The organism is Carboxylicivirga mesophila (assembly GCF_018271975.1).
In the GTDB taxonomy this organism is placed as follows: Bacteria; Bacteroidota; Bacteroidia; order Bacteroidales; family Marinilabiliaceae; genus Carboxylicivirga; species Carboxylicivirga mesophila.
This window is the reverse complement of the sequence record NZ_JAGUCN010000005.1, coordinates 215,366-241,927: the sequence shown is the minus strand read 5'-3', so window position 1 is coordinate 241,927 and position 26,562 is coordinate 215,366. Positions and strand designations below refer to the sequence as shown.

Annotated in this window: 19 protein-coding genes and 1 tRNA gene; 9 read left to right on the top strand and 11 right to left on the bottom strand. The window is 38.8% G+C overall.

The genetic code is table 11. From position 1 onward, the window contains the following. Window positions 1–391: 391 nt before the first annotated feature. Window positions 392–1,795: a site-specific tyrosine recombinase/integron integrase gene (gene xerA, locus KEM09_RS06655; protein WP_212227008.1), complete on the bottom strand. Its 1,404-nt coding sequence runs from the start codon at window positions 1,793–1,795 to the stop codon at window positions 392–394. A 240-nt stretch (window positions 1,796–2,035) separates the two neighbouring features. Here xerA and KEM09_RS06650 point away from each other — a divergent pair, with 240 nt between their 5' ends. Next, window positions 2,036–2,293: a hypothetical protein gene (locus KEM09_RS06650; RefSeq protein WP_212227006.1), complete on the top strand. Its 258-nt coding sequence runs from the start codon at window positions 2,036–2,038 to the stop codon at window positions 2,291–2,293. A gap of 801 nt (window positions 2,294–3,094) precedes the next feature. Here the strand turns inward: KEM09_RS06650 and KEM09_RS06645 are convergent. The 6 genes from KEM09_RS06645 to KEM09_RS06620 all read right to left on the bottom strand — a co-directional run bounded on the left by KEM09_RS06645 (window position 3,095) and on the right by KEM09_RS06620 (window position 7,878). After that, window positions 3,095–3,364 (bottom strand): helix-turn-helix domain-containing protein, encoded by a 270-nt coding sequence (locus tag KEM09_RS06645; protein WP_244824883.1) that lies wholly within the window; start codon window positions 3,362–3,364, stop codon window positions 3,095–3,097. Between the two features lie 294 nt (window positions 3,365–3,658). Then, on the bottom strand, window positions 3,659–4,504 hold the full coding sequence (locus KEM09_RS06640; RefSeq protein WP_212227003.1) for a PDZ domain-containing protein: 846 nt from the start codon (window positions 4,502–4,504) through the stop codon (window positions 3,659–3,661). Between the two features lie 113 nt (window positions 4,505–4,617). Continuing rightward, on the bottom strand, window positions 4,618–5,829 hold the full coding sequence (locus tag KEM09_RS06635; protein WP_212227001.1) for a site-specific integrase: 1,212 nt from the start codon (window positions 5,827–5,829) through the stop codon (window positions 4,618–4,620). Window positions 5,830–6,097: 268 nt separating this feature from the next. Continuing rightward, window positions 6,098–6,182: transfer RNA gene (locus KEM09_RS06630), tRNA-Ser, on the bottom strand. 263 nt (window positions 6,183–6,445) lie between these two features. Then, window positions 6,446–7,099 carry a BamJ family beta-barrel-assembly machinery protein gene (gene bamJ / locus KEM09_RS06625; RefSeq protein WP_212226999.1) on the bottom strand — a complete coding sequence of 218 codons (654 nt, stop codon included), beginning with the start codon at window positions 7,097–7,099 and terminating at the stop codon, window positions 6,446–6,448. Between the two features lie 74 nt (window positions 7,100–7,173). Continuing rightward, entirely contained in the window at window positions 7,174–7,878 is a 705-nt protein-coding gene (locus tag KEM09_RS06620) for an SAM-dependent methyltransferase (RefSeq protein ID WP_212226997.1), read from the bottom strand. A 184-nt stretch (window positions 7,879–8,062) separates the two neighbouring features. Between KEM09_RS06620 and KEM09_RS06615 the strand changes: the two genes are divergently transcribed. From KEM09_RS06615 to KEM09_RS06600, 4 genes are all read left to right on the top strand, one after another. Beyond that, the gene (locus KEM09_RS06615) at window positions 8,063–8,986 is read left to right on the top strand and encodes a bile acid:sodium symporter family protein (RefSeq protein ID WP_212226995.1); all 924 of its coding nucleotides are present in this window, start codon (window positions 8,063–8,065) and stop codon (window positions 8,984–8,986) included. A 257-nt stretch (window positions 8,987–9,243) separates the two neighbouring features. After that, window positions 9,244–10,389, top strand: a complete 1,146-nt coding sequence (locus KEM09_RS06610) for a porin family protein (protein WP_212226993.1) — start codon at window positions 9,244–9,246, stop codon at window positions 10,387–10,389. Between the two features lie 271 nt (window positions 10,390–10,660). Continuing rightward, the gene (locus KEM09_RS06605; protein WP_212226990.1) at window positions 10,661–11,350 is read left to right on the top strand and encodes a two-component system response regulator PhoB; all 690 of its coding nucleotides are present in this window, start codon (window positions 10,661–10,663) and stop codon (window positions 11,348–11,350) included. 17 nt (window positions 11,351–11,367) lie between these two features. Further along, complete coding sequence (locus tag KEM09_RS06600) at window positions 11,368–13,152, top strand: sensor histidine kinase (protein WP_212226988.1); 1,785 nt, start codon at window positions 11,368–11,370, stop codon at window positions 13,150–13,152. A gap of 348 nt (window positions 13,153–13,500) precedes the next feature. On the opposite strand, the gene KEM09_RS06595 is transcribed toward KEM09_RS06600, so the two are convergent. Beyond that, entirely contained in the window at window positions 13,501–15,750 is a 2,250-nt protein-coding gene (locus tag KEM09_RS06595; protein WP_212226986.1) for an inorganic phosphate transporter, read from the bottom strand. A 528-nt stretch (window positions 15,751–16,278) separates the two neighbouring features. Between KEM09_RS06595 and KEM09_RS06590 the strand changes: the two genes are divergently transcribed. Then, the gene (locus KEM09_RS06590; protein WP_212226984.1) at window positions 16,279–16,917 is read left to right on the top strand and encodes a LysE family translocator; all 639 of its coding nucleotides are present in this window, start codon (window positions 16,279–16,281) and stop codon (window positions 16,915–16,917) included. 94 nt (window positions 16,918–17,011) lie between these two features. On the opposite strand, the gene menB is transcribed toward KEM09_RS06590, so the two are convergent. From menB to KEM09_RS06575, 3 genes are read right to left on the bottom strand one after another with little or no spacing between them, the layout of a single operon-like run. Beyond that, window positions 17,012–17,833 (bottom strand): 1,4-dihydroxy-2-naphthoyl-CoA synthase, encoded by an 822-nt coding sequence (gene menB, locus KEM09_RS06585; RefSeq protein WP_212188560.1) that lies wholly within the window; start codon window positions 17,831–17,833, stop codon window positions 17,012–17,014. Continuing rightward, entirely contained in the window at window positions 17,830–19,521 is a 1,692-nt protein-coding gene (gene menD, locus KEM09_RS06580; protein ID WP_212226982.1) for a 2-succinyl-5-enolpyruvyl-6-hydroxy-3-cyclohexene-1-carboxylic-acid synthase, read from the bottom strand. Before menD ends, menB begins: the two co-directional genes overlap by 4 nt. Before the next feature lie 13 nt (window positions 19,522–19,534). Further along, the gene (locus KEM09_RS06575) at window positions 19,535–20,614 is read right to left on the bottom strand and encodes an isochorismate synthase (protein ID WP_212226980.1); all 1,080 of its coding nucleotides are present in this window, start codon (window positions 20,612–20,614) and stop codon (window positions 19,535–19,537) included. Window positions 20,615–20,872: 258 nt separating this feature from the next. Between KEM09_RS06575 and KEM09_RS06570 the strand changes: the two genes are divergently transcribed. The 3 genes from KEM09_RS06570 to KEM09_RS06560 are packed head-to-tail and all read left to right on the top strand — an operon-like array spanning window position 20,873 to window position 26,499. After that, window positions 20,873–23,260, top strand: a complete 2,388-nt coding sequence (locus KEM09_RS06570; RefSeq protein ID WP_212226978.1) for a GAF domain-containing protein — start codon at window positions 20,873–20,875, stop codon at window positions 23,258–23,260. Between the two features lie 27 nt (window positions 23,261–23,287). After that, window positions 23,288–25,300, top strand: coding sequence for a polyphosphate kinase 1 (gene ppk1 / locus KEM09_RS06565; RefSeq protein ID WP_212226976.1), 2,013 nt, complete (start codon window positions 23,288–23,290; stop codon window positions 25,298–25,300). Continuing rightward, complete coding sequence (locus KEM09_RS06560; RefSeq protein WP_212226974.1) at window positions 25,297–26,499, top strand: Pycsar system effector family protein; 1,203 nt, start codon at window positions 25,297–25,299, stop codon at window positions 26,497–26,499. The genes ppk1 and KEM09_RS06560 overlap by 4 nt, the downstream gene beginning before the upstream one ends. Window positions 26,500–26,562 lie beyond the last annotated feature (63 nt).

Below are 26,562 nucleotides of genomic sequence, written 5' to 3'. Positions count from 1 at the left end.
TTATGCCATCGGGCCGGTCTTCCTTATTTACCTGTTTCATTTTTCTGAAATCCGACTGAAAATTGTCGTCATGTCGTTCCATATTACGCTCTAACTAGGGGATAGACGGAGTACTCTCTCTATCCCCAATATGGTCAACCTTGTTTTTTTAGTATTACCATTTTGATATATAGTATATTTTTTGTGTGACTTTATAGCTTCGCCTCCTCAGTCACAAAGATAATTGTGTAAGCATCCTCTTGAATTTCTTCCATATGTATCAATGCTCCACAAATCATGTCTTACATAGTATGAATTACTATCTTTTCAACCTGTCTATACTTATTACTTTACCAATTGCAATAATTCTTGACATGAATTCTTTACTCATCATAAAAAAAGTCATTATTTATTATACTTCCAAGTCATCAAGCGGACTTTTTAATTTACTAATATCTCTTTTTGATATGTAAGTATAAATTTCAGTTGTCTTCGTGCTAGAATGCCCAAGTAGTTTCTGAATATTCCGAATATCCATACCTGAATCATGTAAATGAGTAGCAAATGAATGGCGCAACATATGGGGAGTAACACGTTTATCAATACCTGCTTTTTGTGCTGCTTTTTTTATTACCTTTTGCACGCTACTTGTACTATATTGTCCACCGTTCTGCCCTTCAAAAAAGAAAGTATTTGGCCGTTCATTGCGCAAGTATTTCAATAATAAAACCTCTAGCTTATACGGTAAGCTAACAATTCGACTCTTATTACCTTTCCCTTGTTTTATAACTATTATCCTATTGTCAAAATTTACATCATCGACTTTAAGGTTAACCAACTCACCACACCTGATCCCTGTTGCATACAAGAGGTATAACATGCATTTATGTTTGATGTAAATATTTAACTTGAGAAGTGCCTCTATTTCTTTCGTGTCTAACACCTTGGGCAAACTCTTCACCTTGGCTGGCCTGGGGATGTGATTTGAATTAAAATCTCGATCGGTTAATGATAATATAAAGCGCTTTATTGCACTCACCGCAATATTTTGAGCAGATCTAGAATAGCTTAATTCCTCGCGCAAGAAAAACAGATAGTCACGAATCTCTTCATCTCTTATCTTATTTACCTGTCTGCCTTCATAATAATCCTTGAGCTTTTTAATCTGACTGGCATAATTCTCTATCGTCCTTATACTGGCCCCTTGTAGTGTCATTACTTTAATAAAGTCTTGCACCTCTTTGTCTTCTTTATATGTTTGCCTTTTTAAATGCTGCTGCACCTTTTCATCGTGCTTTACCCTTGTATCCAGCCGACATCCCTGTTTTTGAAAATAGGCATTTATGACATCTTTATTATACATATAACCAGTAATAATCCAAAACCGTCTTTTGGATTCAAATACACATCCCATCTCGTGTAAAAAATCAACCCACATTTGCTTATAAGGCACAGGCAACTTTAAATAGCATTTATCATTAACCAGAACAATTGATACTATTGGCTCATGGTTAATTCCGCCACTTGAACCATCATTTTTTATTGCTGGTGTATTATTCTTTCTCTTGCTATTTAATGTTTCTGACTTAAGATACTTTGTGGATATATGCGCCACTTCTTTTACATCCTGAATTATTTGTTGCTTGGTTTCTTCATTGTCTCGGATGTAATAGCACTTGTATTGGTGACTATAATGTACATAACTCAATTCTTTTATACATTTTTCAACTTCCATATCTGAATAAAAGAACAGCTTAATCAAAGGTGTGGTTTGATATATAAATTCATTTAAAAAAATGAGCGGTTTTGTATGCATAATGAATCATGTTATTGCCTCTAAACAGTTCTCTATAAGCCCAATAACCATAAAAAATTGATTAATACATAATTCAGCCGTAGATTTATACGTCTATTATACGTTTAACTAAACGAATAGCACATGTCATTATGTCCCCATTGTCAAGAAACCATCACTGGAAGAAGTGATAAAAAATTCTGTTCTTCATATTGCAAGTCAGCCTATCATTACCAACAAAGCAAGTCAAATACATCATCTTTGTACAGTACAATTGACAATCAATTAAAAACCAACAGGCGATTGCTAAAATCCTATAACAAAGCAGGTAAAGCTACAATACGTAAAGCAAAGCTACTTGCTGAAGGTTTTAATCCAAGATATTTCACACACTACTGGAAGGCAAAGAACGGAAATCTATATCTGTTTTGCTATGAATATGGATTTATGGAGCTCAAAGACCGGGGAGCTGATAAATTCATCCTGGTTAAGTGGCAAAACTATATGAATGAGGAATAGGCAAAACACTGCATTTTTGAACAATTCTCCTGCTATTATTGAATATTACCCCTGTAATTTCTTGCTTTTTTGAGCTTTCTTGAGCTTTTTTTGAGCTTTTCCTGCCATTTCCCTGCCATTTTCCTGCCATTTTCCTGCCATTTTGAGCTAATTTCCTGCTTTTTTAAGCCTACTAGTTGAATAATTCTGCTTAATCGGGCGTGTAACGATCTTTTACGAGCTTTGGGTGTACGAAACATTGCGTAACACTGGCATAATGCCATAAAGTTACGATATAATCAAGTTCACGAAAGTGTCGAACTGACTCTGAGTCTGCAGTATAAAACTTAAAGCAATGACAAACTGTCGATCTCAAAACGCAATTCTTCCAGGTTTTCGGTCTTCAGTGATACCAATCAGGTTTTATCTATAGGGGATGGATTGATTAAAAAATTAAAAGTTTTAGTTCTTTTATTATTTAGGCAGTGTCCAGATTGTAAATAGAAGTTGGTGATCAACTCTAGCATAAGCATTTCTGAGCAGTAACTTGGAAATTCAAAAAAAGGAAATGTACAGAAGGGTAAAAACAAAACTGTGGCCCAGGTGCAACTAGGTTTGATTATTTTCGGACAGATAATGTAATCATTAAAGAGTGATGGAATACGGATGTATTTTTTCTCTTGGAGGTATGAAGAATATCAGAGGTACCATGCCATCGATTTCTCATTAACAACTTAATGTACAACGAATTCTTCGTGGGAGTAGAATGATGAACAATTGACGATGCGAACTCGGTCAATCACACTTGCATAACGTGGCAAATTACTGGCCCTGCATATTCTCCAGCAAAACTCTTTCAATATCTTCCCGGCGATAGAAAATTTTACCTCCTAACTTAGAATACGGTATAATATCATTATCCCTGTAGTTTTGGAGGGTGCGATCACCCACATTTAAATAAGCCTTCAAATCAGCGTTATCCATCCATTCTTTAGAATTATGCTGCTGACTGCCCATATCCTTTATTTGGGTTTCTAAGGCATCCATACGCTGAACAATATTCTTAAGTTCATTGATAATAGTAAACTCCATTGTCATTAATTTTAAATTACGGAGCTAAAGTAATGGTGTTGGTTATTTTTTTGACGAGATAATGCTGTTTGTAACCCCATGAAAGGGGTTACATTATTTATTAAAACACTATATCAACGCTTTATCAATTACGTTTACAGAAAAGCCGCTAAAGGGTTGCAAAATCATCTACCGTTTAGATATATCATCCTCGATTTCAGACAGTAGTTCTTCTATTCTTTTCTTCAGAACTAACAAATTATCATTGTCTTTGCTTTTATCTTTGAATTGGCCTTTTTTGTCCATAGTTTTATTCTACTTAAGTTTTTGGACATATGGCAGATGGTTGGTTCGAATATTTTGTCCGGAATAACCAGTCAGGCAATAGATTAAACGTGATAGACTTTCGTTGGTATGTTTCAGTATTAAACCTTTATTCTCCAGATAATGAAATAATAAGGTGCTTTGAGCCATATCCAGGGCATTGACATGATGGTTGATGCCTTTTGAGGTAAGCTTTACCTTATCAGTAATGTTTATGGTTGGTCCAATAGCAAAGTTATTGGCATTATACTCCTTGGAAGGGATGCATTCAATATATTGTAATTGTCCTTGTGCAATAATCAGGCATTTCTGACAAAGTAAGAATAAGAAATCCAGACAATCTTCTAATACATCTTCTATCTTGTCACACAAGGCATCTTCCTGCACTTCCTCAAGTACACTCTTAAGATCTTCTTCCAGTGCATCTTCATGAACTTCTTCGCCAAATTTATCCTCCTTCAACAGAGCTTCAAGCTTTTCACTGGTTGTTAAGTGATAGTATTCATCTAATATGGAATTAGTCTTATCATTCCTGATTAACCCCAAGTCTTTCATTAACATGTTAAGCAAGGTTATTTGCTGAATAACAACACCCTGTCCCTTATGTTTGCTATCGGCATGCTTAATTCTATCATAGAATTGCTTAATCGCATCCTTAACACTATTAATTACATCAACTTCCCAAAGACCTTCTTCTGAAAAGCCATTAATGGTTAATATGTTATTTCCCAACTTTAAAAAATGGTCATCAACCTGATCTGTTTCAACGTCAAATTCAGCAACATCCAGATGTAAGGCAAAAGGTGAAATAAAGTCAAGCATACTCGATTCTTTCATTTAGGTTGTTTTTTTTGAAGAGCACGAAAGTACACAAAACAACTCGTATTTGTATTGCTGAATTTATGATGAAAGGTGGCTAACTGGAATATTAGCCACCTTTCTTTGATGTGTTATGAATAAATTGCTGAGACATTTTGCATCTCATCGGCTATTGTCTTATCCAATATGCGTGCATACTTACGTGTCATATTCAGATTAGTATGTCCCAGCATCTTCGAGACCGACTCCATTGAGACTTTATTGGCTAAAGTCACGGTTGTTGCAAATGTATGCCGCGCTACGTGAGTTGTCAGATTCTTTGAGATATTGGCCAGGTCTGCCAACTCCTTGAGATAGGCATTCATCTTTTGGTTACTAAAAACAGGTATAATCAGGCTTTTATCTTGACGCTCGACAGTGTTGGCGTATTTGTCAATAAGATACTGGATGTGTGGCAACACGGGAATATTGCACATAATCTTGGTTTTCTGACGAAGTATTTTTATCCAATATTGCTTTCCTAATAAGTGGATATCTTCAGTAGTCAAAGCTTTAACATCGGAGAAAGCGAGGCCGGTAAAACAGCAAAAAACAAAGGTGTCGCGCACGAGCTCTAAACGATCAATGTTTAACTCAAGGTCCATCAAGCGCTGGAGTTCATCATTATCCAAAAAAGGTTTGTCTACTTCGGTGAGTTTGAAGGTTATTTCTTTAAAGGGATTTTCAGTCATAAGGCCATTGATTAAAGCCGAACGAATAATCTTACTGAGATTCTTAATGTACTTGACCGTGGTATTATGGGCACAATTTCGGGCGGACTTTAAATAAACTTCATAATCCTGAATAAATGAAGGCGTAATTTGATTCAGTAAAATATCGCCTTTACCATAAAATTGTTTCATAAACTCCTGTACATGCTTTGCAGATGTTTCATGTCTTTGAACAGTGCCTTGTGCAATACCTTTTCCGACAAGCAAGTGTAGTTTCTCATTATGCTCTTTATAATACTCAAGCAGTTTGACTTCTTTTTTATCTTTACCCAGATAGCGATTCTTAATATTTACTGAAGTGGGGGAGATATCTTCTCTTTCCAGATCTAACTTAATTTGAAAAAGCTGATGTTTGATTTCAGTTAAGGATTCATTCAGACGTCTGGCTGATTTGTCTTTCCGTTTAGAGAGTCCCTTCTTATTATCCCAATCTTTATTCTCAATAGAACATTGAGAGCTTATTTCAGCTCTCTTGCCATTTACAGTTATACGTATATAAATGGGATACTCTCCATTTTTTAATGGCTTTGCTTTTTTTAAATAAAATAACACGGAAAAGGTTGATCGCATCATAACTTAATCTTTTAAAATTTACTTTAATTATTTGATTACAAAGCTACTTTTAAAAGCAAAGAATGAACTATGATTAAAACTGCATAACACTGTATATCAGCGAATAATACTCTTATTAGGGGCGTCACCCAATTTTCTTATTTAGGTCACCGAATAAGCCACCGTATAACATGCGTTTTATTGCAATAATTTGCTATAGGTGTAACAACAAAAAACCCGTAAAACGTACGTTCTACGGGCTTTTTCACTGTTTTTCAGTTTTCCTCAGCGGAGAGAGAGGGATTCGAACCCCCGGTACCTCGCGGTACAACGGTTTTCAAGACCGCCGCATTCGACCACTCTGCCATCTCTCCAGTATTTTAATATCATGCCTGAAACCCTTGTGGTCTCTAGTGTTGCAGTGTATATCTCTTTCGATAACGGATGCAAAAGTAGGGTTTATTTTTAAACTGCAAAACAAAAATGTGCTAAAAATTATGAGGTGATTGGGACGTCCTTTGTAAGTTTTTAGGACTTAGAAATATAGGGCAACTAATTTTTTAAATATAGATCCAATAAAAAAAGGATAGCCATAACAAAGCTATCCTTTCCAACGAAAATATTTTCAACTCAAGTTTTAGTTTGAGCCAACTTTAATGAGTTCTACTTCGAATATCAGCGCAGAGTATGGAGGAATAACCTGGCCGGCACCTCTTTCACCATAGGCTAGTTGGTAAGGGATATAAAAGATGGTTTTGCCACCTTCTTTCATCAGCTGTAAACCTTCTGTCCAGCCGGGTATTACCCTGTTAAGCGGAAAAGAGATAGGGTCGCTTCCTTCTGAGCTATCAAATACCTCTCCATTAATAAGTGAACCTTTATAATGAACTGTAACTTCATCGGTGGCCAGAGGTGATGCGCCTGTGCCTTCCTCAATGACTTTATACTGTAATCCACTTTCGGTAGTTTGTACACCTTCCTTAGTAGCGTTTTCCGCCAAAAAGTCAATGCCTACCTGTGCTTTAGCCATTGTAATAGCCTGGCTGGCTTCATCCATGGTCATTTGTGCCGACTCGTTTAATGCTTCGCGTATACCTGCTGCTACCATATCTGCATTTAAATTGGCTTCAGAGGCCAGTTGCCTTGCCATCATTACCCCATAGCCATAGCTAAGGCTGTCAGCTTTGCTTGACAAGGTGGCAGTTGAATCTGGTGTATTACATGCTTGAGTAAGCCCTAATGCAACAAGCAATGTGATGGCCACACTACTTTTTGTGAAAATGTTCTTCATACTAATTTGTTTCTCAATATTTGTATTGGCACCAAAGGTATTCAATTATATGAATAAACAATTGTATGCCTCATTTATCCGAGGATTAAAAAGATGGCCGGTCGTTTATTAATGTCGGGTACTTTGCCTTTCCATTGCGCTATGGTTTTGGTTTGAATATATTCTGTTTCGAGCGTAATATCACAGGCAATACATAATCGGGTTTGTGGTCGACAAGCATTTATTAACTCCTGGAGTAATTTCATATTTCGATAGGGAGCTTCTATAAACAACTGCGTTTGCTTCTCACGTATCGAGCGTTCTTCAAGGTGTTTGATATGCTTGCCAACTTCTCCCTTTTTTAGTGGTAGATAGCCGTTAAAGGCGAAGCTTTGTCCGTTTAATCCTGATGCCATTACGGATAGCAGGATAGAGGAGGGGCCTACCAGCGGAATAATCCTGATTTTCTGTGTGTGAGCTAAACTAACCACATCGGCACCAGGATCGGCAACGCCAGGACAACCAGCTTCACTTAGTAAACCAAGGTGGTGACCATCATTAATTGGCTTTAAAAAGCCTGGAATGTCGTTGGGGTTGGTATGTTTATCCAGCACATAAAACGTGAGTTCATCAATTTCAATTGATTTATCTACTTTTTTTAAGAATCGGCGGGCTGTGCGAATGTTCTCAACCACATAGTATTTTATGGAACGTATAATGTCGATTGTTTCCTGAGGCAGGTTGCGTTCTATGGGACTTTCGCCCAAAGTATTGGGTATTAAATATAGTTGCCCTTTCATATTGTTAGTTTTCTATGGTAAGCGGTTTATTAACCTGTAATTAATCGTGCCAAAAGTAAGCAATTGCAGGCATCTGTTCCAAACTATTTGAAAGGACAGTTAATGTAGATTAATTCTAAATAAAATTTGTAAGTTTGCGCTACATTAATATTTATAACACTTATAGAGCAATCAGATGTATGTATTGATTAATTTACTACGAAATCGAAATTTTGTTTTGGTCTTTGCCGTTGTTGTTGGGCTTGTACTTGGCGACTTTGCTGCTAATATCAAAGCTTACACTACTTATGTGCTGGCAATTGTAATGACTTTTTCGATGACTAATATACGTACCTCAAGTCTTTTTCCTTTAAAAGCGCTTGTTAAGCCAATGCTGGTTGGTATGCTACTTAACTATGTTATTTATGCTATTGTAATGATAGGCCTGGCATATTTATTAATTGAAGATAAGGATTTGTTTTATGGTTTTGTGGTTATTGCCACAACACCACCAGGCGTAGCAATAATACCATTTTCTTACATTTTGAAGGGCGATGTGGAGTATTCTATAAAAGGAGTGTTAGGAGCCTTTATATGTACCGTTTTTCTAACACCATTTGCAGTTGGTTGGATAACCGGTAATGATGGCATTGCATCATGGGATTTGTTTATGCTGATGGTTAAAACCATTGTGGTTCCTTTAATTATCTCCCGTTTCTTATTGCTTTCAAAACCGTTTAAATTAATTGATAAAATAAGAGGTAAAGTGGTTGACTGGGGATTTGCATTATTAATTTTTATTGCGGTAGGCCTTAATCGTCAGGTTTTTTTTAGTGAGCCATTGATCTTATTGCAAATAGGTTTGGTACTATTACTGACCCACTTCGTATTGGGTTTGGTATATGAAAAAATTGCAAGCCTTTTTAAAAGAAATACAGTTAAAGTGATGTCGGAAAATCTGTTGCTAACCATTAAAAGTTCGGGTTTCGCCGTTGTTACAGCCATAACTTTATTTGGTCAAAAGGCCGCCATTCCAACAGCCGGACTCGCTATTTTTGTACTTTTATATTTACTGTTCCTATCATTTCGATTGGAGTTAAGAAGTAAAAAAGCAACAAGGTCAGAGTAGAGTTAACCCTAGGGCTGTTGGTTGATTCTTCATTATCAAACTAAAAGCTGATTTTTGTTATAGGTGTTGGGCTGTGTATTAATTAAAAGATAATATTTTGGGATATATTTGTTAATTGTAACAAAAATGTAACAACATCTTAACCGCTCCGTAATAATACGAGATTAGGTTTGCACCCGGAAAATAAGTTAAAAAACAACCAGGGAAATGTGGGAATTATTTTTTCTGGTAAAATAGGAATTCTACACAGGAATAACATGAAACGTATTTTACTACTAAGCGCTTTAATGGTGTTGGTAAGCATTGGCATTGTTGAAGCACAGGAAATTAACAGTTTGTCAGCTCAAGTTGGAAAAGGGATTCGATTTAAAACTGACGATGATCTTTTTTACTTAAAATTCACGACTCGTATTCAAACCAGATGGGACTTTGTGAATGGACTAGGCGACTCGTCTAATGATGCCTATTTCGAGGATAAAGCATGGGTTAAGCGTTCGCGTTTAAAATTTGACGGCTACTTCCTTAATAAAAGCCTTGTATACAAAATTGAGTACGACGTAGTTGGTGGCTATGTGCGCGATGCTTTGTTTAAATATAAGAAGGATAACTACGAGATTTGGTTTGGTCAGGGAAAACTGCCGGGTAACCGTGAACGCGTTGTGTCATCAGCCAATATGCAGATGGTTGATCGTTCGGTTTTTAACAAATACTATAACATTGACAGGGATGTCGGCCTGCAATTCCACCATAAATTTAACATCGGTAAAGCCATTGTATTTGATCAGTGGGCTGTTACTTCAGGCGATGGTATCAGGGACAATGATTATGCACCGGGTGTTAGTTTAACAGGTAAATTAGAAGTTCACCCATTGGGAGAGTTTAAATCCAAGGGTGCTTATAAATCAGCTGATTTAAGTCGTGAGGAAACACCTAAGATTGCAATTGCAGCTTATACAAACTATAACGTTGATGCTTACAAAGACAGAGGTCAGGTTGGTAGTGTTATAGGTGGTGAGGCCGATTTATTAAACATTGGTGGTGATTTCTTGCTGAAATACAGAGGATATTCATTAATGGTTGAGGCAGCTAACCGAACGGTTACTGATGACAATGAATTTGTGTACGACGAAAATGGTGATGTTGTAGATGTTTATTATACTGGTTATGGAGCCAATATTCAAACGGGTTATGTTTTCAAAAACAACTGGGAATTATCAGGCCGTTATGCATTTACCAAGCCAAACGAAACAGCCTTTAATAAAGAACTAACAGATTATACTATTGGTGTAAGTAAATACATCATTGGGCACAACTTTAAGTTTCAGGGTGATGTTACCTTCCGCGACAAAGTGGGCGGGCAAGATCAAATCATTACCAGACTGCAGATGGAACTTCAGTTTTAAGCCAAAGGTCGAAAATATATTGAACCTAAGTCCTGTATGGGCTTAGGTTTTTTTGTACTAAAAAGTAAACAACATCCCCATTACAATAGCTCATTAACCCGACTGTACTATCAATTATCCTGTCAAAAACTAAAGCGCCTAACAATCAGATGTGTTGAGAGACAATGGTCCTCTATGGCATAATAGAAGCGGCTTGATATTCTTTGCCAAAAAGCGAAAAAGTATTAATTCCTTATTAAATTGACTTACCTTAGTGAAAAGTTCAATTTACATGAGTAAGGCTATTAAACGGATATTAATTGTTGATGACGAGGAAGATCTGTGCGAAATATTGCAGTTTAACCTGGAAAGTGAAGGCTACGAAACTGAGGTGGCCTACTCTGCTGAAGAAGCATTACAAAAAGATTTGAGTCGATTTAATTTATTACTCTTAGATGTAATGATGGGCAAAATGTCGGGTTTTAAGCTGATAGATACTGTCCGGAGAGAATTAAAGTTGGATATGCCAGTCATATTTTTAACTGCTAAAAGTGAAGAAAATGATTTACTGACAGGTTTTAATTTAGGAGCAGATGATTATATCACTAAGCCTTATTCGTTAAAAGAGCTGATTGCGCGTGTAAAGGTGGCTTTAAAACGCTCATTGCCAGTTTCCGATAATGAAAATGCAAAGGTGCTGCATTATGAACAGATAGTTCTGGACCTGGAAGCAAAAAGTTTGATGATTGATGACGAAAAGATTGAACTGACGCTGAAAGAGTTTCAAATTCTTTGTTTACTGTTTGAGAATAAGAATAAGATTTTTTCAAGAGACGAAATACTTGAGCGAATTTGGGGCGATAGTGTAGTGGTCACAAACCGTACCGTTGATGTGAATATTACACGATTACGGAAAAAGTTAAAGCAATATGGAGAGTATCTGAAAAATCGTCCAGGCTTGGGTTACTACTTCGAAACTTAACAGCAAAAAGAGTCTTTATGGGGTTTGAAATCAATTTTAAACGAAAACTGTTTTTATACTATTACTCCATCTTTTTTATTGTAACACTATCTTTTATTGTATTTCAATACAATAGAGAGAAGCAATTTAAGATTACACAATTAGAGAACTCATTAAATGCCATTACCGAAATAACTAACGGTTTTCTTCTTGAGAACGAAATCATTGCCAATAATGAAATCCAATTGGTAGATTCATTGCTTAAGATACTGCCGGCAGTTGAAACAAGGCTTACCATAATCGATAAAGATGGCGAGGTATTGTATGATAATTTCGTGGATGATTATCAGCAAATGGAAAACCATCTTCAGCGACCGGAAGTACAGAAGGCGATTGTATCGAGCAACGGAGCCGGATCGAATATCAGGCAATCGGCTACTACCGGGCAGGATTTTTATTATTATGTCCATTGCTACAATGATGTTTTTATACGGGCAGCTGTGGTATACGATATTGAAGTGAAAAACTTCTTAAAAGCCGAAAAGCTGTTTCTGATTTTCATAGCGTTTTTATTCCTGCTTACCTGGTTAATCCTTTCATATGTAACAGGTAAAATGAGTGAAAGTATAACCAAGTTGAAGGATTTTGCCCTGCAATTAAGACAAAACAAACCTTTAGTTGAAGATTACCAGTTTCCGCATGATGAGCTTGGGGTAATAGGTAAGGAAATTGTATCGATGTATACTAAACTGATGAAAACTAAAGATGCTTTGAGCCTCGAGAAAGAGAAGCTGATAAAGCATTTGTATGTGGTCAATGATGGTATTGGCATCTTTTCAAGGGAAAAAACATCAATTCTTACCAACCCTAATTTTGTTCAGTATTTAAATTTAATAGGAGAGAAAGCTTCGTTAAATCCAGAACAGATATTTGAAATTAAGGAGCTGAAAAAGCTGCATAAATTTCTTGATAAACATCTTGTACTTGTTAGTGTTACCGAGCAACAGACTGAGTTGCCTCAAACTGAGCTGACGGTTAAAAAGAGTGGCTATTATTTTGAAATTAAGTGCATAATTTTCCCGGATAAGAGCTTTGAAATATACATACGAGACACGACTAAACTGGAAAAGAGAAAACTACTTAAGCAGCAAATGACCTCAAACATTGCCCATGAGCTGAAGACGCCAGTTGCTTCGGTCAGTGGCTATCTCGAAACCATCCTCAATAACAAAGATATTCCAGAGGAGAAGAAAGATTATTTTATAAATAAAGCCAACAGGCAATGCAGTCGTCTTACTTCCTTGATTGAGGATATTGTTTTACTAAACAGAATAGAGGAGCAGGAGGAGTACTATGAGTTTAGCCAGGTTGCCATACTTCCTTTGGTACAGGAAATTATTGATGATGTGGATAAGGTGGTGAAGCTGCAAGGGGCACAGATAGTGCTTAAAATTGATGCCTCAGTGATAGTTAACGGAAATAAATCGTTGGTGGGTTCGGTATTTCAAAACTTGTTAAACAATGCTTTGAGCTACGCTGGCGAAAATGTGAAGATTGTCATTGATATGTATCATCAGGATGATGAATACTATTATTTTTCTGTGATAGACAACGGAACAGGAATTCCCGAAAAGCATCTGTCGCGCATATTTGAGCGCTTTTATAGAGTTGATTCAGGGCGCTCACGAAAGATGGGTGGAACAGGCCTGGGCTTAGCCATTGTGAAGCATGCGGTGAGTGTACACAAAGGTATTGTGTCAGTGAAAAACGGAGCCAACGGGGGTGCTGAGTTTTATTTCAGCTTACCAAGGTATAGTTTGTAATAGCTCCAATTACATTAGTAGAACTAATAGGGTTATTTCGTCTTGCGTATGCCTGTTTAAATCTATATGCTAAAATGACTAAAAGACATATAACTAAGGACTCCTCCTTCTTAGAGCTCATAGACGATTAAACTTCCGGGAAAAGAAGAAAGCAGGTGGCCTTGCCTGGCCTTTGGGTTTGGCAGGTGATTCTGACCTGTTCTATCTGCACCACATTGAAGTATTAGGGTATTAAATCCTGATGCGCTGCAGAAGCATATATTCTTAGCTGAAATACCAGAATCCAGGGCAAAAAAAAAGCTGCCACAAGTTAATTCTTGCGGCAGCTCTTTATAGTATTAGTCTAAATTACTTTGATTGATAGTCAACGAAGTCGCGTTGTGCTTTTACCAGGTTAACCAGGTGCAGCATTAAATTCTGCGTTTCGTGTAATGCATTTAAGTACAGCAAGCTTACTTTTGTGCCGGCTTTCTCATTTTTAATGCGTTTCAGTTGTTTCTTACGGTTGTCACGCATTTTGGCAAAAATGTTTTGCTGCTCTTCAATAAGTTCTTCTAACTGACCATAGTCGCCTTGAGTAATGATTTTAATTGACTTGGCCATGAAATCCTGTACATCAGAACGTATGCCATTCAACTCTTCAAATTGCTCAGGTGAATACACCTTGTGGTTATTATCTAGGTGATCGTATGCTGGCTCAGTAATGTAAGACAGACAGTGAGCTACTTCCCTGAGGTAATCAACTACCTGAATGTAATACAGGCTTGAGTCAACAGATTGTTCCTGAAGCTTTTTAACTGTTGGGTAAACATTACTCTTCAGCTTTTTGGCTTTTTTGTTGATGGTTTTAACCTCTTTGTTGATTTCTTTCAGACTACGGCGGTCTTCTGCTTCAAAGTCGTGAATTGCTTGGGCATATAGTTGTGAAATCTTCTTCAGAATATCGGTTACACTGTATCGGCATTTTTCAAGTACCTTATCAACGTGTATTTCGCCATTCACTTCTTCAATCTCAAACTCGTCAATCTCAACTTCTGTCTCAGTGTTTTTCTTATGAATAATGTGTGTGCGGAATATTACATAGATTGCGATGGTAACCAATACAGCCACAAACCAAATACCGATGGTGCTGATTAGTAAAGCCATTACAAATGCTACTGTGAATGCTGACAAAGCAGTGAAGAACCATCCTCCGATAACCGAAAGTACACCGGTGATGCGGTAAACAGCACTTTCGCGTCCCCAGGCACGATCGGCCAGTGAACTACCCATAGCCACCATAAATGTTACATAGGTGGTAGAAAGTGGCAGTTTCATATTGGTGGCAATGGAAATAAGGATACTTGCCACAACCAGGTTAACAGAGGCACGCAGCATATCAAAGGCCGGAGCATCGTTACCCAGTTTCTTTCTGCGTTCTTCGTAATTAGTAGAGTCAAACTGTTTACTGATGCCTCTGCTAATAGCTGCCGGAATAACTGCATTAACAGCGTTTGATGCATTGATAGAAGCACGCACCAGCGAACGGGCAAAATATGAAGAACCAAAACGTTCGTCACCTTCCTGTTGGCGGCTTAAGTCTAGTGATGTTTTTACAACAGCTTTAGCTTTCTTCGAAGTCCAAAGTGTTATAACCATTACTATACCAGCTATAATCAGCATGTAGGTTGGAGTACTTACCTTACCGGCCAGCGCTTCCATGCTGGTATTAACATCGCCCGAAGCAGCAAATATTTTGAATGACTCGAAACCAGCTAATGGCACTCCAATAAAGTTAACAAGGTCGTTGCCGGCAAAAGCCATGGCCAGTGCAAAAGTACCTGTTAGTACAATTATTTTCAGGATATCTACCTTAAATACCAGTTTTAGAATTTGAAGTAACAGGGTCCAGGCTACCATGCTAATGGCTATAATTGTTAGGCCGTTAGACTTAATCCAGTCTTTGGTGGCCGAATCCATAAAAGAAGCACCTTTGGCACCTTTAATCAGGATAAAGTAAGTAATAGCTGTAATGGCAATGCCGCCCCAGATAGCACCGAAATAATTCAGGCGCTTGTCATAATCAAACGAAAATATAAGGCGGGTAACATATTGAACCAGTGCACCAACACTGAATGAAATGACAACTGAAAGTAGAATGCCCGATATAATACCTAATGCCTTAGCTGTGTTAATGTACTCACTAAGATTCATATCAGGGTTGTTTGACACCTTAATAATGGCTACTGCCACGGCTGCTCCCAGTATCTCAAATACAATCGACACGGTGGTAGAGGTGGGCATACCAAAGGTATTGAACACATCAAGCAATATCACGTCGGTTATCATAACGGCCAGGAATATGACCATGATCTCCGAGAAGACGAAATACTGCGGGTTAAAAATACCCTTACGGGCTACTTCCATCATACCGCTTGAAAAGGTAGCTCCAAACAGGATACCCAGAGCGGCTACAATCATGATGTACTTGTATGGCGCTGCTTTTGCTCCAATTGCCGAGTTAAGGAAATTCACAGCATCGTTACTTACGCCAACGATTAGGTCAGAAATGGCCAGTGCAAAAAGCACGATGACCAGAATTAAATAAATGTTTTCCATCAGAAAATGTTATTTGTTGTTCTTTTTCGCGAGGCAAACATACTTAGATGGGTGCAGTATGAGATTGATTTAATTTTAAGCGAATGTTAAGTTTGTGTTAATTTCGTTCAAGTTAAATCATTCTTAATGTTATTTCAAGTGGGAGAGGTGTTGCAATAGTAACTTTTATATCAGTGTAATACTATTAATTGTCGCCCGTTTGCTGGATGTATTTAGATCATCATTAGTTAATTTGTCTTGATTGTGGTGTGTTTTTGTGCTGAATTTGCTAAGGCAGTTGTTGTGAGTGTTTTATGTGATTGGTGGTTTTTAGGTGGGTAAATGTAATGTTAACATGTAGTACTTGTACCCGGCAAAGGGACATATTTAATATTTATACATTATTATCTAATTTATCCCTGCCTTATCTGAAAAGGTTTTTATAATTTTGCGAGACTTTTGCATTAAAAGAAGGAAGAAACCTGACATTCTTATAATTCAATCATAACTTAATGTAAGGTACATGACAGGTTCAAAAAAAAGGCTTGAATGACTCTAGGAAATATAGTTGATGGTATAATAATAGGTGTTTCGGCTTCCATACCGCTAGGGCCTATTGGAGTGTTGGTGGTGCAACGTACGCTTAATAAAGGACATTTATCGGGATTTGTGTCTGGGTTAGGTGCTGCCTTATCGGATACAATATATGCCATCATTGCTGGTTTTAGTCTGTCATTTATTGTGGGATTCATTGAGTCACAACTATTGTGGATACAGATATTTGGTGTTATTATTCTTATTTCATTAGGACTCAAAATATTTAATACCAATCCGGCCATACAACTAAGGCGCCAGAAGCGTAAGACAACCAGTTTGCTGCAGGATTTCTTCTCGACTTTTGCCCTAACAGTAGCCAATCCACTGGCTGTGTTTCTCTTCTTGGCATTTTTTGCTGGTTTCAGGGTGGTAGGCTCCGAAAACACCTTGATTGACAATTTATTACTTATCGGAGGTGTGATGGTGGGTGCTGCCAGCTGGTGGTTAATATTGAGCTCGCTGGTTAATATGTTTCGCTCAAAAATCAACCTGCGTCGTCTGTTTTGGATCAATAAAATAGCCGGTAGTACTATTATTGTACTGGTTGTTTTGGCCTTTAGCATCTGGATTACCAAAGAGTATATCTTGTAAGCCTTAACTGATTAGTCCAATAAATGAAACTTCATTAAATAAAAATGCCCGCCGGATATGACCAACGGGCGCTAATCTATTTTTTCGTTAATGATTAAGGAAATTTAGGGAATTGCTGGAAGTCAGGATCTCTTTTTTCAAGGAATGCGTTACGACCTTCCTGAGCCTCTTCCATCAGGTAAAACATAAGCGTGGCATCACCGGCCATTTCCATAATACCTGTCTGTCCATCTAATTCGGCGTTCAATCCACGCTTAATCATGCGTAAAGCCATAGGGCTGCGTTGCAGCATAATTTTACACCATTCTACAGTGGTGTCTTCCAATTGCTCAAACGGAACAACAGTATTAACCAGTCCCATGTCTTCTGCTTCTTTGGCCGAGTATTGTTTGCACAGGAACCAAATCTCACGCGCTTTCTTTTGTCCTACGTGTCGCGCCAGATAGGACGAGCCAAAGCCACCGTCAAAGCTACCTACTTTAGGTCCGCTCTGTCCGAAAATTGCATTCTCTGAAGCGATGGTAAGGTCGCACACCACGTGCAGCACGTGTCCGCCTCCAATTGCATAGCCATTAACCATGGCCACCACCGGCTTAGGTAGTGAGCGGATGCGTTTATGTAAGTCCAATACATTCAGGCGGGGTACGCCACCTTCATCAATGTAACCACCGTGTCCTTTTACATTCTGGTCACCTCCCGAACAAAATGCTTTATCGCCTTCGCCGGTTAATACAATAACGCCGATATCCTGGCGCTCGCGGCAAATGTCAAAAGCATCAATCAGCTCCAGCACCGTTTTGGGGCGAAAGGCATTGTATACTCTTGGACGATTGATGGTAATCTTTCCTATACCCTCAAAAAAATCAAACTTAATATCTTCGTATTCTTTTACAGAAGTCCAGTTGCGTTGGCTCATAATTCTTCTTTTAAGCGTTTAAAATAAGATTTTAGCACACCGGCATTTTCTTTGGCAGGTGTTTTAACTTCTAATATAATTGGTTTGTCACTCTCAGAAAACAATTGTGTCAAACAATCGTTCATCGCTTCCTCGTTATCTGCTCTTAAATATTTCAGGCCATACATTTCGGCCAATGGCTGCATGTTGAGTTGGTGTGCAGCCTCAAAATAGGTCTCTAGCTCCTCCGAGTCAGAGGGGCCAGGGATAAAGCGGAAGATGCCACCGCCTCCGTTGTTAATGATAATAATGCGGAGGTTAGACTGTAGATAGTTGTTCCACAGTCCGTTACTGTCGTACAGGAAGGAAAGGTCGCCTACCACCAGCAAGGTTGGTTTCTGGCTGATGTAGCTGGCACCAACGGCAGTACTAAGGCTGCCATCAATACCACTTGTTCCCCTGTTGCAGTAGGTGTCCTCGTTGTAAAACTCCTTGAAAAGTTGGGCATAACGAATGGCTGAACTATTGCCCCACTGAACCTGCCACTTCTCTGGCAAAGCACTGGCAATATGCGCAATAGCTTTTAAATCGTTCCAGCCGTTTTTGGCCAGGTATTCTTCATGGTGTTTGTCCGAGCGTTCAGCCCTGTTTAACCAGGTGGTGCGGTAGCGGCTTTTAATGGATGTTACCTTGGGTAATAAGTCTTCCAGAAAATCAGCAGGTTCGGCTTCAATAGAAGTCGTCAGCTGCTGGTAGGTATCCATATGGTGGTTGGACACGCTTATATGCCATTGCTCTTTTGCCTGATAATCGCGCAGAAACTTTTTAATCATTTTAGATACCACGGCGCCATCGAAGGTTATCAGCAGCGATGGTTTAAAGAAATGTACTTCCTCTTCGGTAATGGTGGACACCACTTTATCAATACCTGTAATAATTGATTCACCGTTAATGTTGGAGGTGGTTTCGGTTAGCACCACTACCTGTTCCATCTCAGAGAGCTGGCGCAGTGCTTGTTGCATTCGGCCATTCGGTTTATTCAGGCCGGCTACAATCAGTATTTTATCGTGTTTCAGCCAGTCTTCACTCAACTGCTGCATCGCTTCTGCCGAAACAGAGCTGGATGATACCACCTGCTTGATGCGTCTTTGCTTCTCTTCGGGATGCACCGTTTTACCATACAAGGGTTCGGCTAACGGTACATTAATATGTACCGGACCTGCCATTTTGTGCTGGCACTGATAGAATGCTTCGCTTATGAGGCGGTTCACATACCAGTTGCTAGCATTTTTAGATGTGGGTAGCTGGCAGCTGTATTTAACGATGTTATCCAGGGCGCCTACCTGGCGAATTGTCTGGCCATCGGCTTGATCAATCCATTCCTGAGGGCGATCAGCACTAATAACTACCAGTGGTATGTTTTGATAATAGGCCTCCGAAATTGCCGGTGCGTAATTAAGCAGGGCCGAACCACTGGTGCAAACCAAAGCAACTGGTCGGCCTGTTTGTTGAGCTATGCCCAGGGCAAAAAAGCCGGCACTGCGTTCATCAACAACACTGAAACATTCAAACTCTGGGTTGGCGCAAAAGGTGAGTGTCAGGGGGGCGTTGCGTGAACCAGGAGAAATGACGACTTCTCTCAGTCCCTCCGACAAACATATATCAACAAGTGTTTTAACAACTTTCTTATCCGAAACTGCTTTATTCATAAGTATACAAAGGTTAAATATTTTTTAAAACCGACAAGAGTGTTTGTGCTTTAAGAGCTGTTTCTTGCCACTCTTTTTCGGCTTCACTTTCGATGGTCAGTCCTCCGCCAATATATAGAACTGACTCAGTATTGGTTAGTTTTAGGCAACGAATATTAACGTAAAACTCATAATTGCCATCTTTTATGGGACCCAGAAACCCCGAATAGTATTGGCGATCGTGTTCTTCGGTATTAATAATCAACTGGTAAGCATGTTCTTTGGGCAGCCCGCATACAGCTGGGGTAGGATGCAAATCATATAACAGGCCCACATGGTTACCGTTGATTTCACCCATTTCAAAATGAAAATTTGTACGCAGGTGTTTTACTTGACCTGCGCTAATGGTCTCAGCATTGCTGTATTCAATGTTATCGGCCTGATGATGAACCAGCACGTTTTCGATGTATTCGGTTACCAGTTGCTGTTCGGTTATTTCTTTGGCTGTCCATTTAAATTGGTCGTTGTTGGGAAGTGTACCTGCCAAAGAAACGGTTGATAGTTGGGTATTCTCGTGTTTCAGCAATAACTCAGGTCCGGCACCTATCCAGGTACCACCAGAGGGTGTGCTGATGGCGTACACAAAAGCGTGCGGATACTTTTCAGTTAAGGTTTCAAAAATGTCAGGAATCTGGTTGTTCTGAACGGCTGGTCCTTTAAGTGCGCGCGACAGTATAACCTTCGATAGCTTTCCATCTTTAAGAGCCTGATGCATGGTGTTGAAGTGCTGCAGATAGGTCTCATAAGTATCTTCATAAATAGCCTCAGTAGATGGGGCAATATTAAAAAGCGGACTGATTAACGCCTTATGCGCACCGGATAGTTTCTCGAAGGAGGCTTCAAAGAGGTTATCAATAAATAGCCCATTTGATGTTGTATTATCAAAGGGTTCAAATACAAAACCGTCACTTTTAAGGTGAAGACTATTGATGCCATTGATTACTTTCTCGCTTGTGCCCAGTAAAATATGGCAAGTAGCCTGATTTGGCAAGCAATATAGTACGATGGAGTCAAACTCCTCCTGGTCAATAACTGCTTCTAGTTCTTTTTTCACATCCCAACTTTATATCAGCCACCAAAGATAGTAAATAGGCTTAAATTAACTGAACTGCTAACGTTTTTGTGATGCAGGAAACGTATGCTTTGTAATCAAAGCAACTAATGGAATGTGTCAATTGACCAGTCAACTAAATTAAGGTATTAACTGTTTTATTGTCTAAAGATTAGGTTTTAATCAAGCATTTGACTGCTTTATGCATATTTAGTTGAAAAGGTTTGTTTGAGTGCAGATATTTGGTACAAAATTGGGGAGATGATAGACAAAGATTATATAAAGGTAAATTGCAGTTTGTGTAATATTCCATTTAAAACGAAGCTCAGCTTTCAGTTATTGATAAAGGAAATTGAAAAGATGAGTGTTGAGCATTCGCATGTAATGAGCTATATGGCAGTTGAACTACTGAAAAAGCTCGACCATGCACCAGAATTAAAAGCAGATAGTGTTTCACAGACCACGCTGGATAAGTATCCTGAACTGGTTAAGCAATTGATGAGTTTTGCATTTAATCCCTTGCAGGATGACCTTGAGCTAAGTGCAGCCTGGAAACCATTTGAGCCCAATAGTGAATTTTATTCAACCAGTGCCTTTAAGCGAATTTTGGGTGAGGGCAATCGTATTATGGGACTGGCCAAAGAAGATGAAATGGAATTAGACGATAATCTTTTGTTGGTCACCATTTTGTATCAAGCCTATTTTATCATTCTGGAGCGCTATTACAAGGTGGATATTCCGGTTGATTTACCTTTTACTTTAAAAATGACGAATAAAGACACCGGTATCGTTAAGTTTTTTAATAAGCGCTTCAATTCACGTTTCCTTGAGATACGAACAACAGGGAAAATGAAAGAATTGTCGGCTGAAGATCTCAAAGTGCTTTTGGATAATGATCATGATTTGGATCTATGGAATAAACTAATTCCACTTGATGAGTTTGAATTCAGAGGCTTGATACAATTTCAGTATCATGATGTAACACGTGACCACACGATTTCTAAGCTAAAATCTGATTTATTGAAAAAAGAAACTGTCTTGTCAAAAGAAGGTTATTTGAGAATAAAAGATAAAATCAGAACCTTAATTGAAAATCCGGAAGCTGAGTTTGGTATGGCAGCCAATTATGGTTTTGAAACCAACTTGAATCAGCAGTTCATCTGGAATACGATAATACCGCGTGAAGAATTGGACTGCTTTAGCTATAAGGGTACAATTTATGAGAAGGCACTTAATAAAAAGCAGATAGTATTGACTTCAGATATTGCGCAACTTGAGAAGAATGTGCTTGTTGAAAAACTACTGAAGTATGGTATCCGTAGTCACGCAATAGTGCCTTTATTGCATGAAGGTGAGATTATGGGCATGCTCGAGTTTGGGTGTAAAAAACCAGGCAGTATCACCATGATTCAATTAAAGTTGCTTCATGACTTATTTCCCATTTTTGCTTTGGCCATGAAACGTTCAAAGGAAGATTGGAATGACATGGTGCGGTCAGTCATTCAGGAAGAATATACGGCTATTCACCCAACAGTAGAGTGGCGCTTCAGAGAGGCCGCTGCGCAATTGATAAATAATGATGAGTCGATTGATAATGCGAAGAACGAAGACATTGTTTTTCCAAATGTTGTACCTATTTATGGCGCTTCAGATATCCGTGGCTCATCGTTAGAACGTAATGAAGCCATTCGTGCGGATTTAAAAACGCAGTTAAAAGCTGCTAAACAAATTCTGGAGAATGACCGGGAGGTGGCAGATGTGCCATTGATGAATGATTTGCGCTACACAATTAGCCGGCATTTAAAAACAGTTGGTTCGGGTCTTAAGGCGGGTGATGAGGTGGTTATCATCGATTTCCTGAAAAAAGAAGTGAAGCCGGTTTTAGATTTATTTAAAAGCAGGTACCCCGAGATGGGTTCTTTAATAGCCGAATATGAGGCTTTGCTGGATCCTGAATTGGGCGTTATATATGATAAGCGAAAAGATTTTGAAGATAGTTTAACGCTTATTAACGACAAGGTGAGCGATATTATCGATAAAGAGCAGCTTAGTGCACAAAAAGTCTATCCGCATTATTTTGAAAAGTACCGAACCGATGGAATAGAATATAATGCCTACATCGGACAGTCGCTGGTGAAGGATATGGAATATAGCGATATCTATTTAAAGAATATGCGGCTGTGGCAATTGCTGGTAATGGTGAAGGTAGCGCGCGAGGTCAGATCTCTGCAGTCTTCATTACCTACTAAACTGGATATTACTCAATTGATACTGGTCCACTCAAATCCGCTGAGTATTGCCTTCAGGCAGGATGAGAAGAAATTTGATGTGGCAGGGGCTTACAACATCCGTTATGAGATTACCAAAAAGCGCATTGATAAAGCCTTGGTGAAAGGCTCCAATGAGCGCATAACCCAAGTGGGGAAAATTGCTATTGTATATTCACATGCCGATGAAATAGCAGAATATCGCCATTTCCTTGATTTTATGAAAGCCCAGGGTTATATTACCCGGAAGGTAGAAGATTTAGAACTGGAAGATCTAAAAGGTGCATCCGGATTAAGAGCTCTGCGAATAGAAGTAGATTTCAAAGGTGCAGACACTGGTTTGTTAGATGCAAAGGCGTATGAAGAAGTAATTACGAAATAAAAAGTTGGCTACAGATCTCAAGCATCAATGAAATACATAGACAGAGATTTAAGTTGGTTATCATTTAATGGCCGCATATTACAGGAAATTGCCTCACCAAATGTTCCGCTGATGGAGCGCCTGAAATTTGTCGCTATCTACTCGTCTAATTTGGAGGAGTTTTACAAAGTGCGGGTAGCCAGTCATCGTTTTGCACAAAAGTATAAGGGCGATAAGCGCAATAAATATGGCTACCGTCCATCGTATATTTTACAACAGATAAATACCATTGTAAGCGAACAGCAAACCTATTTGGGTAAACTGTTTTATAACGAAATAGTGCCGGGCTTAGCCGACGCAGGAATTTTATTTTTATGTGGTCACATTAACGCGGTTGACCGGCAGCTGATTGAAAAGTACTACGATGAACACTTTAAAGATGAGTTTAAGTTGCTTGAAGTAACCAATGAAGCCTCCTTGAATCTTAAAAACCAGGCAATTTATCAACTGGTTATTGACGGCAACAGGCAATATCTGCTGGAGATGGATTACACCAACTGGGGAAGGTTTATTACACTGGAGGAAAATAAGCAGTACACTAAAATAGTGCAGATCGATGATATCTTCAGATACAATATTCACAAACTATTGGGCCACGGGGCAGAGGTATATGCGTTTAAAATATCGCGCGACGCGGAATTGTATATTGACGAAGAGCAGGACGAAAACATTGTAAAGAAGATTAAGAAGAGCCTCAAGAAGCGTGATACAGGCTTACCTTGTCGATTGTTATTTAATGAAAACATTCCCTTTAAGCATATTAATGCTTTACGCAAAAAGCTAGATCTGGATATGTCGAGCCTCATAGCCGGCGGAACCTATCACAATTATTACGATTTTTTTGAGTTTCCTGTGTTTGAGGATAGAACACACCTGTATTACCAAAGTGAAGAGCAACAATCATGTAGTCAGTTGGATAACAGTAGTGATTGGTATCAGGCCATCGGTGATGAAGATGTATTTTTGAGTTATCCGTATCAATCGTTTAATTATGTTACTGATTTTTTAAAGTTCGCTACTGAAGATGATGGTGTTGAAGAGATTAGTACCACCTTATATAGAGTTAGTAAAACCTCAGAGATAGGCCTGGCACTAGAGCGGGCTGCCAAAAACGGCAAGCGGGTGTTTGTATTTTCGGAAGTGCTGGCCCGTTTCGATGAAGAATCAAATATTTATTGGGGAGAACGACTGGAGCAAGCCGGAGCCGTTGTCAAATATGGGATCGCCAATTTGAAAGTACATGCGAAAGCCTTTCTGATTAAACGGCGTGAAAAAGGCATCTTAAAATCGTATGCCTATCTGGGAACTGGTAATTTAAATGAGAAAACAGCCAGGATATATGCCGATCACGGTATATTAACCAGTGATGAACGATACACAAAAGACTTAGATGAGGTTTTTAAGTTTTTAAAAGATGAGCAGTATCAACCGCACTTTAAGCATTTACTGGTGGCACCATTTACTTTAAGAAAAAAAGTGACGAATGCCATTCGTCGTGCAATGGAGAAAGCGGTAGCAGGTGAGAAACAGGTTCTGCATGTTAAGCTTAATAGCCTTGAAGATCCGGAGATGATAGATTTGATTCGAGAGGCAGCTGATGTTGGCGTGCAGTTTCAAATGGTTGTGCGCGGAATCTGCTGTTATTGTCCCTTATCGAAAGCACAAAAGAAGAATGTGAAAATTGTGAGTGTTATCGACAAATACCTGGAACACACACGTATTTATCACCTCTCAGAAAGAGAGACTTACCTCGCTTCGGCCGATTGGATGACCCGCAATTTATCGGGGCGGATTGAAATTGCATTCCCCATATGGGATGCTGATGTGCAAAATCTGTTGCTTCAGCAAGTCAGTTATCAGTTAAATGATGGGATAAAAGGCCGGATAATAAATTCTGAAGGAGATAATCAGTTGGTTGAAGGCAATAATAACTTAACCTCACAAGAGTATATGCATGAGTTAGTTGCTAACTTGCAAAAGACAAAAACTATAAGAAAATGACAGAGCAGCCATGGACATTATTGGTTACAGAATGTATGCCAATTGCAGAAGAGCAAATCAAAAACTATCAGGAGAACGAACATAGCTTTCATAACTGGGAACATACACTCAATGTGCTTCATTCGGTAAGTGAAATTGGTGCTGCCACCCCTGAGATAAACGCAAAGGAGCTGGAAAGTTTGCAATTGGCAGCATTGTTTCATGACGTGAAAGCCTGTGAAAAAATCGAAGGCCATGAAAAGCGTTCGGCAGCCTTTGTCCGTGAAGTACTTGAAGAAAAGCACTATCCTGAGGAATCGATTCAATTAGTAGAGCGTGTGATTTTAAGTACTCAATTGGGGCATGTGCCTGCCAATATACATGAGCAGATTATTAAAGATGCCGATTTGTCACACCTTAAAAACCGTGATTATATACGTGTTCAGTTTCTTAATTTGTTTGATGAGATAAATGGCCGTACCAAAAAAACGCCTAAGGAATGGATTGACGATTGTATCGTCTTCTTTGATGAGCAGCAGTTTTATACTGCCTATGCCAAAGAAAACTATACAAAGGGGAAAGCTAAGAACCGGGAGCGATTAGTGGCATTGTCGCAAATGGAGATTAACACAAGGGAAGATTTAATTAAACATACCGAAAAGAAGAAGAAGGAAACAACGGAAAAGCCTGATAAAGGTGTTGAAACGATGTTTCGGGTGACTCTTCGTAATCATCTATCATTAAGTCAAATAGCCGATAGCAAGGCCAATACGCTTATTAGTGTTAATGGTATTATTATTTCTATCGTATTGTCAGCTTTATTTCCAAAGTTGGATAACAATCCGTATTTGTTAATTCCAGCTTTGGTGTTAATCTGTTTTAGTGTAGCCACCATTATCATCTCCATTGTTTCAACTATCCCTCGCACTACTCATGGACTGATGACCCGGGATGATGTCAGCAATAAGCGCGGTAATCTTATTTTCTTTGGTAACTTCCACAATATGGAGCAAAACGATTTTGAGTGGGGCGTAAGTGAGCTGATGAAAGACAAAGACTACCTGTATAAGAGCCTGACGCGCGATTTATACCACCTTGGGCGAGTTCTGAATAAAAAGTACACCTACCTTCGAATGGGCTACATTACTTTTGTGATTGGATTGTGTATTTCAGTGGTGGCTTTTATAGTTAGTTTGGGTTTAATTCATGTGGGTTCATAAGCTAACTAAATAATAATCGAACAAAATAGGGATCTATGTAACAACTGTTAAGCAAAAAGAACA

Coding starts and splice junctions, on each gene's coding strand:
- xerA (WP_212227008.1), bottom strand. CDS start 1,795: ATGCATACAAAACCGCTCATTTTTTTAAATGAATTTATATATCAAACC.
- KEM09_RS06645 (WP_244824883.1), bottom strand. CDS start 3,364: ATGGAGTTTACTATTATCAATGAACTTAAGAATATTGTTCAGCGTATG.
- KEM09_RS06640 (WP_212227003.1), bottom strand. CDS start 4,504: ATGAAAGAATCGAGTATGCTTGACTTTATTTCACCTTTTGCCTTACAT.
- KEM09_RS06635 (WP_212227001.1), bottom strand. CDS start 5,829: ATGATGCGATCAACCTTTTCCGTGTTATTTTATTTAAAAAAAGCAAAG.
- bamJ (WP_212226999.1), bottom strand. CDS start 7,099: ATGAAGAACATTTTCACAAAAAGTAGTGTGGCCATCACATTGCTTGTT.
- KEM09_RS06620 (WP_212226997.1), bottom strand. CDS start 7,878: ATGAAAGGGCAACTATATTTAATACCCAATACTTTGGGCGAAAGTCCC.
- KEM09_RS06610 (WP_212226993.1), top strand. CDS start 9,244: ATGAAACGTATTTTACTACTAAGCGCTTTAATGGTGTTGGTAAGCATT.
- KEM09_RS06605 (WP_212226990.1), top strand. CDS start 10,661: ATGAGTAAGGCTATTAAACGGATATTAATTGTTGATGACGAGGAAGAT.
- KEM09_RS06600 (WP_212226988.1), top strand. CDS start 11,368: ATGGGGTTTGAAATCAATTTTAAACGAAAACTGTTTTTATACTATTAC.
- KEM09_RS06595 (WP_212226986.1), bottom strand. CDS start 15,750: ATGGAAAACATTTATTTAATTCTGGTCATCGTGCTTTTTGCACTGGCC.
- KEM09_RS06590 (WP_212226984.1), top strand. CDS start 16,279: ATGACTCTAGGAAATATAGTTGATGGTATAATAATAGGTGTTTCGGCT.
- menB (WP_212188560.1), bottom strand. CDS start 17,833: ATGAGCCAACGCAACTGGACTTCTGTAAAAGAATACGAAGATATTAAG.
- menD (WP_212226982.1), bottom strand. CDS start 19,521: ATGAATAAAGCAGTTTCGGATAAGAAAGTTGTTAAAACACTTGTTGAT.
- KEM09_RS06570 (WP_212226978.1), top strand. CDS start 20,873: ATGATAGACAAAGATTATATAAAGGTAAATTGCAGTTTGTGTAATATT.
- ppk1 (WP_212226976.1), top strand. CDS start 23,288: ATGAAATACATAGACAGAGATTTAAGTTGGTTATCATTTAATGGCCGC.
- KEM09_RS06560 (WP_212226974.1), top strand. CDS start 25,297: ATGACAGAGCAGCCATGGACATTATTGGTTACAGAATGTATGCCAATT.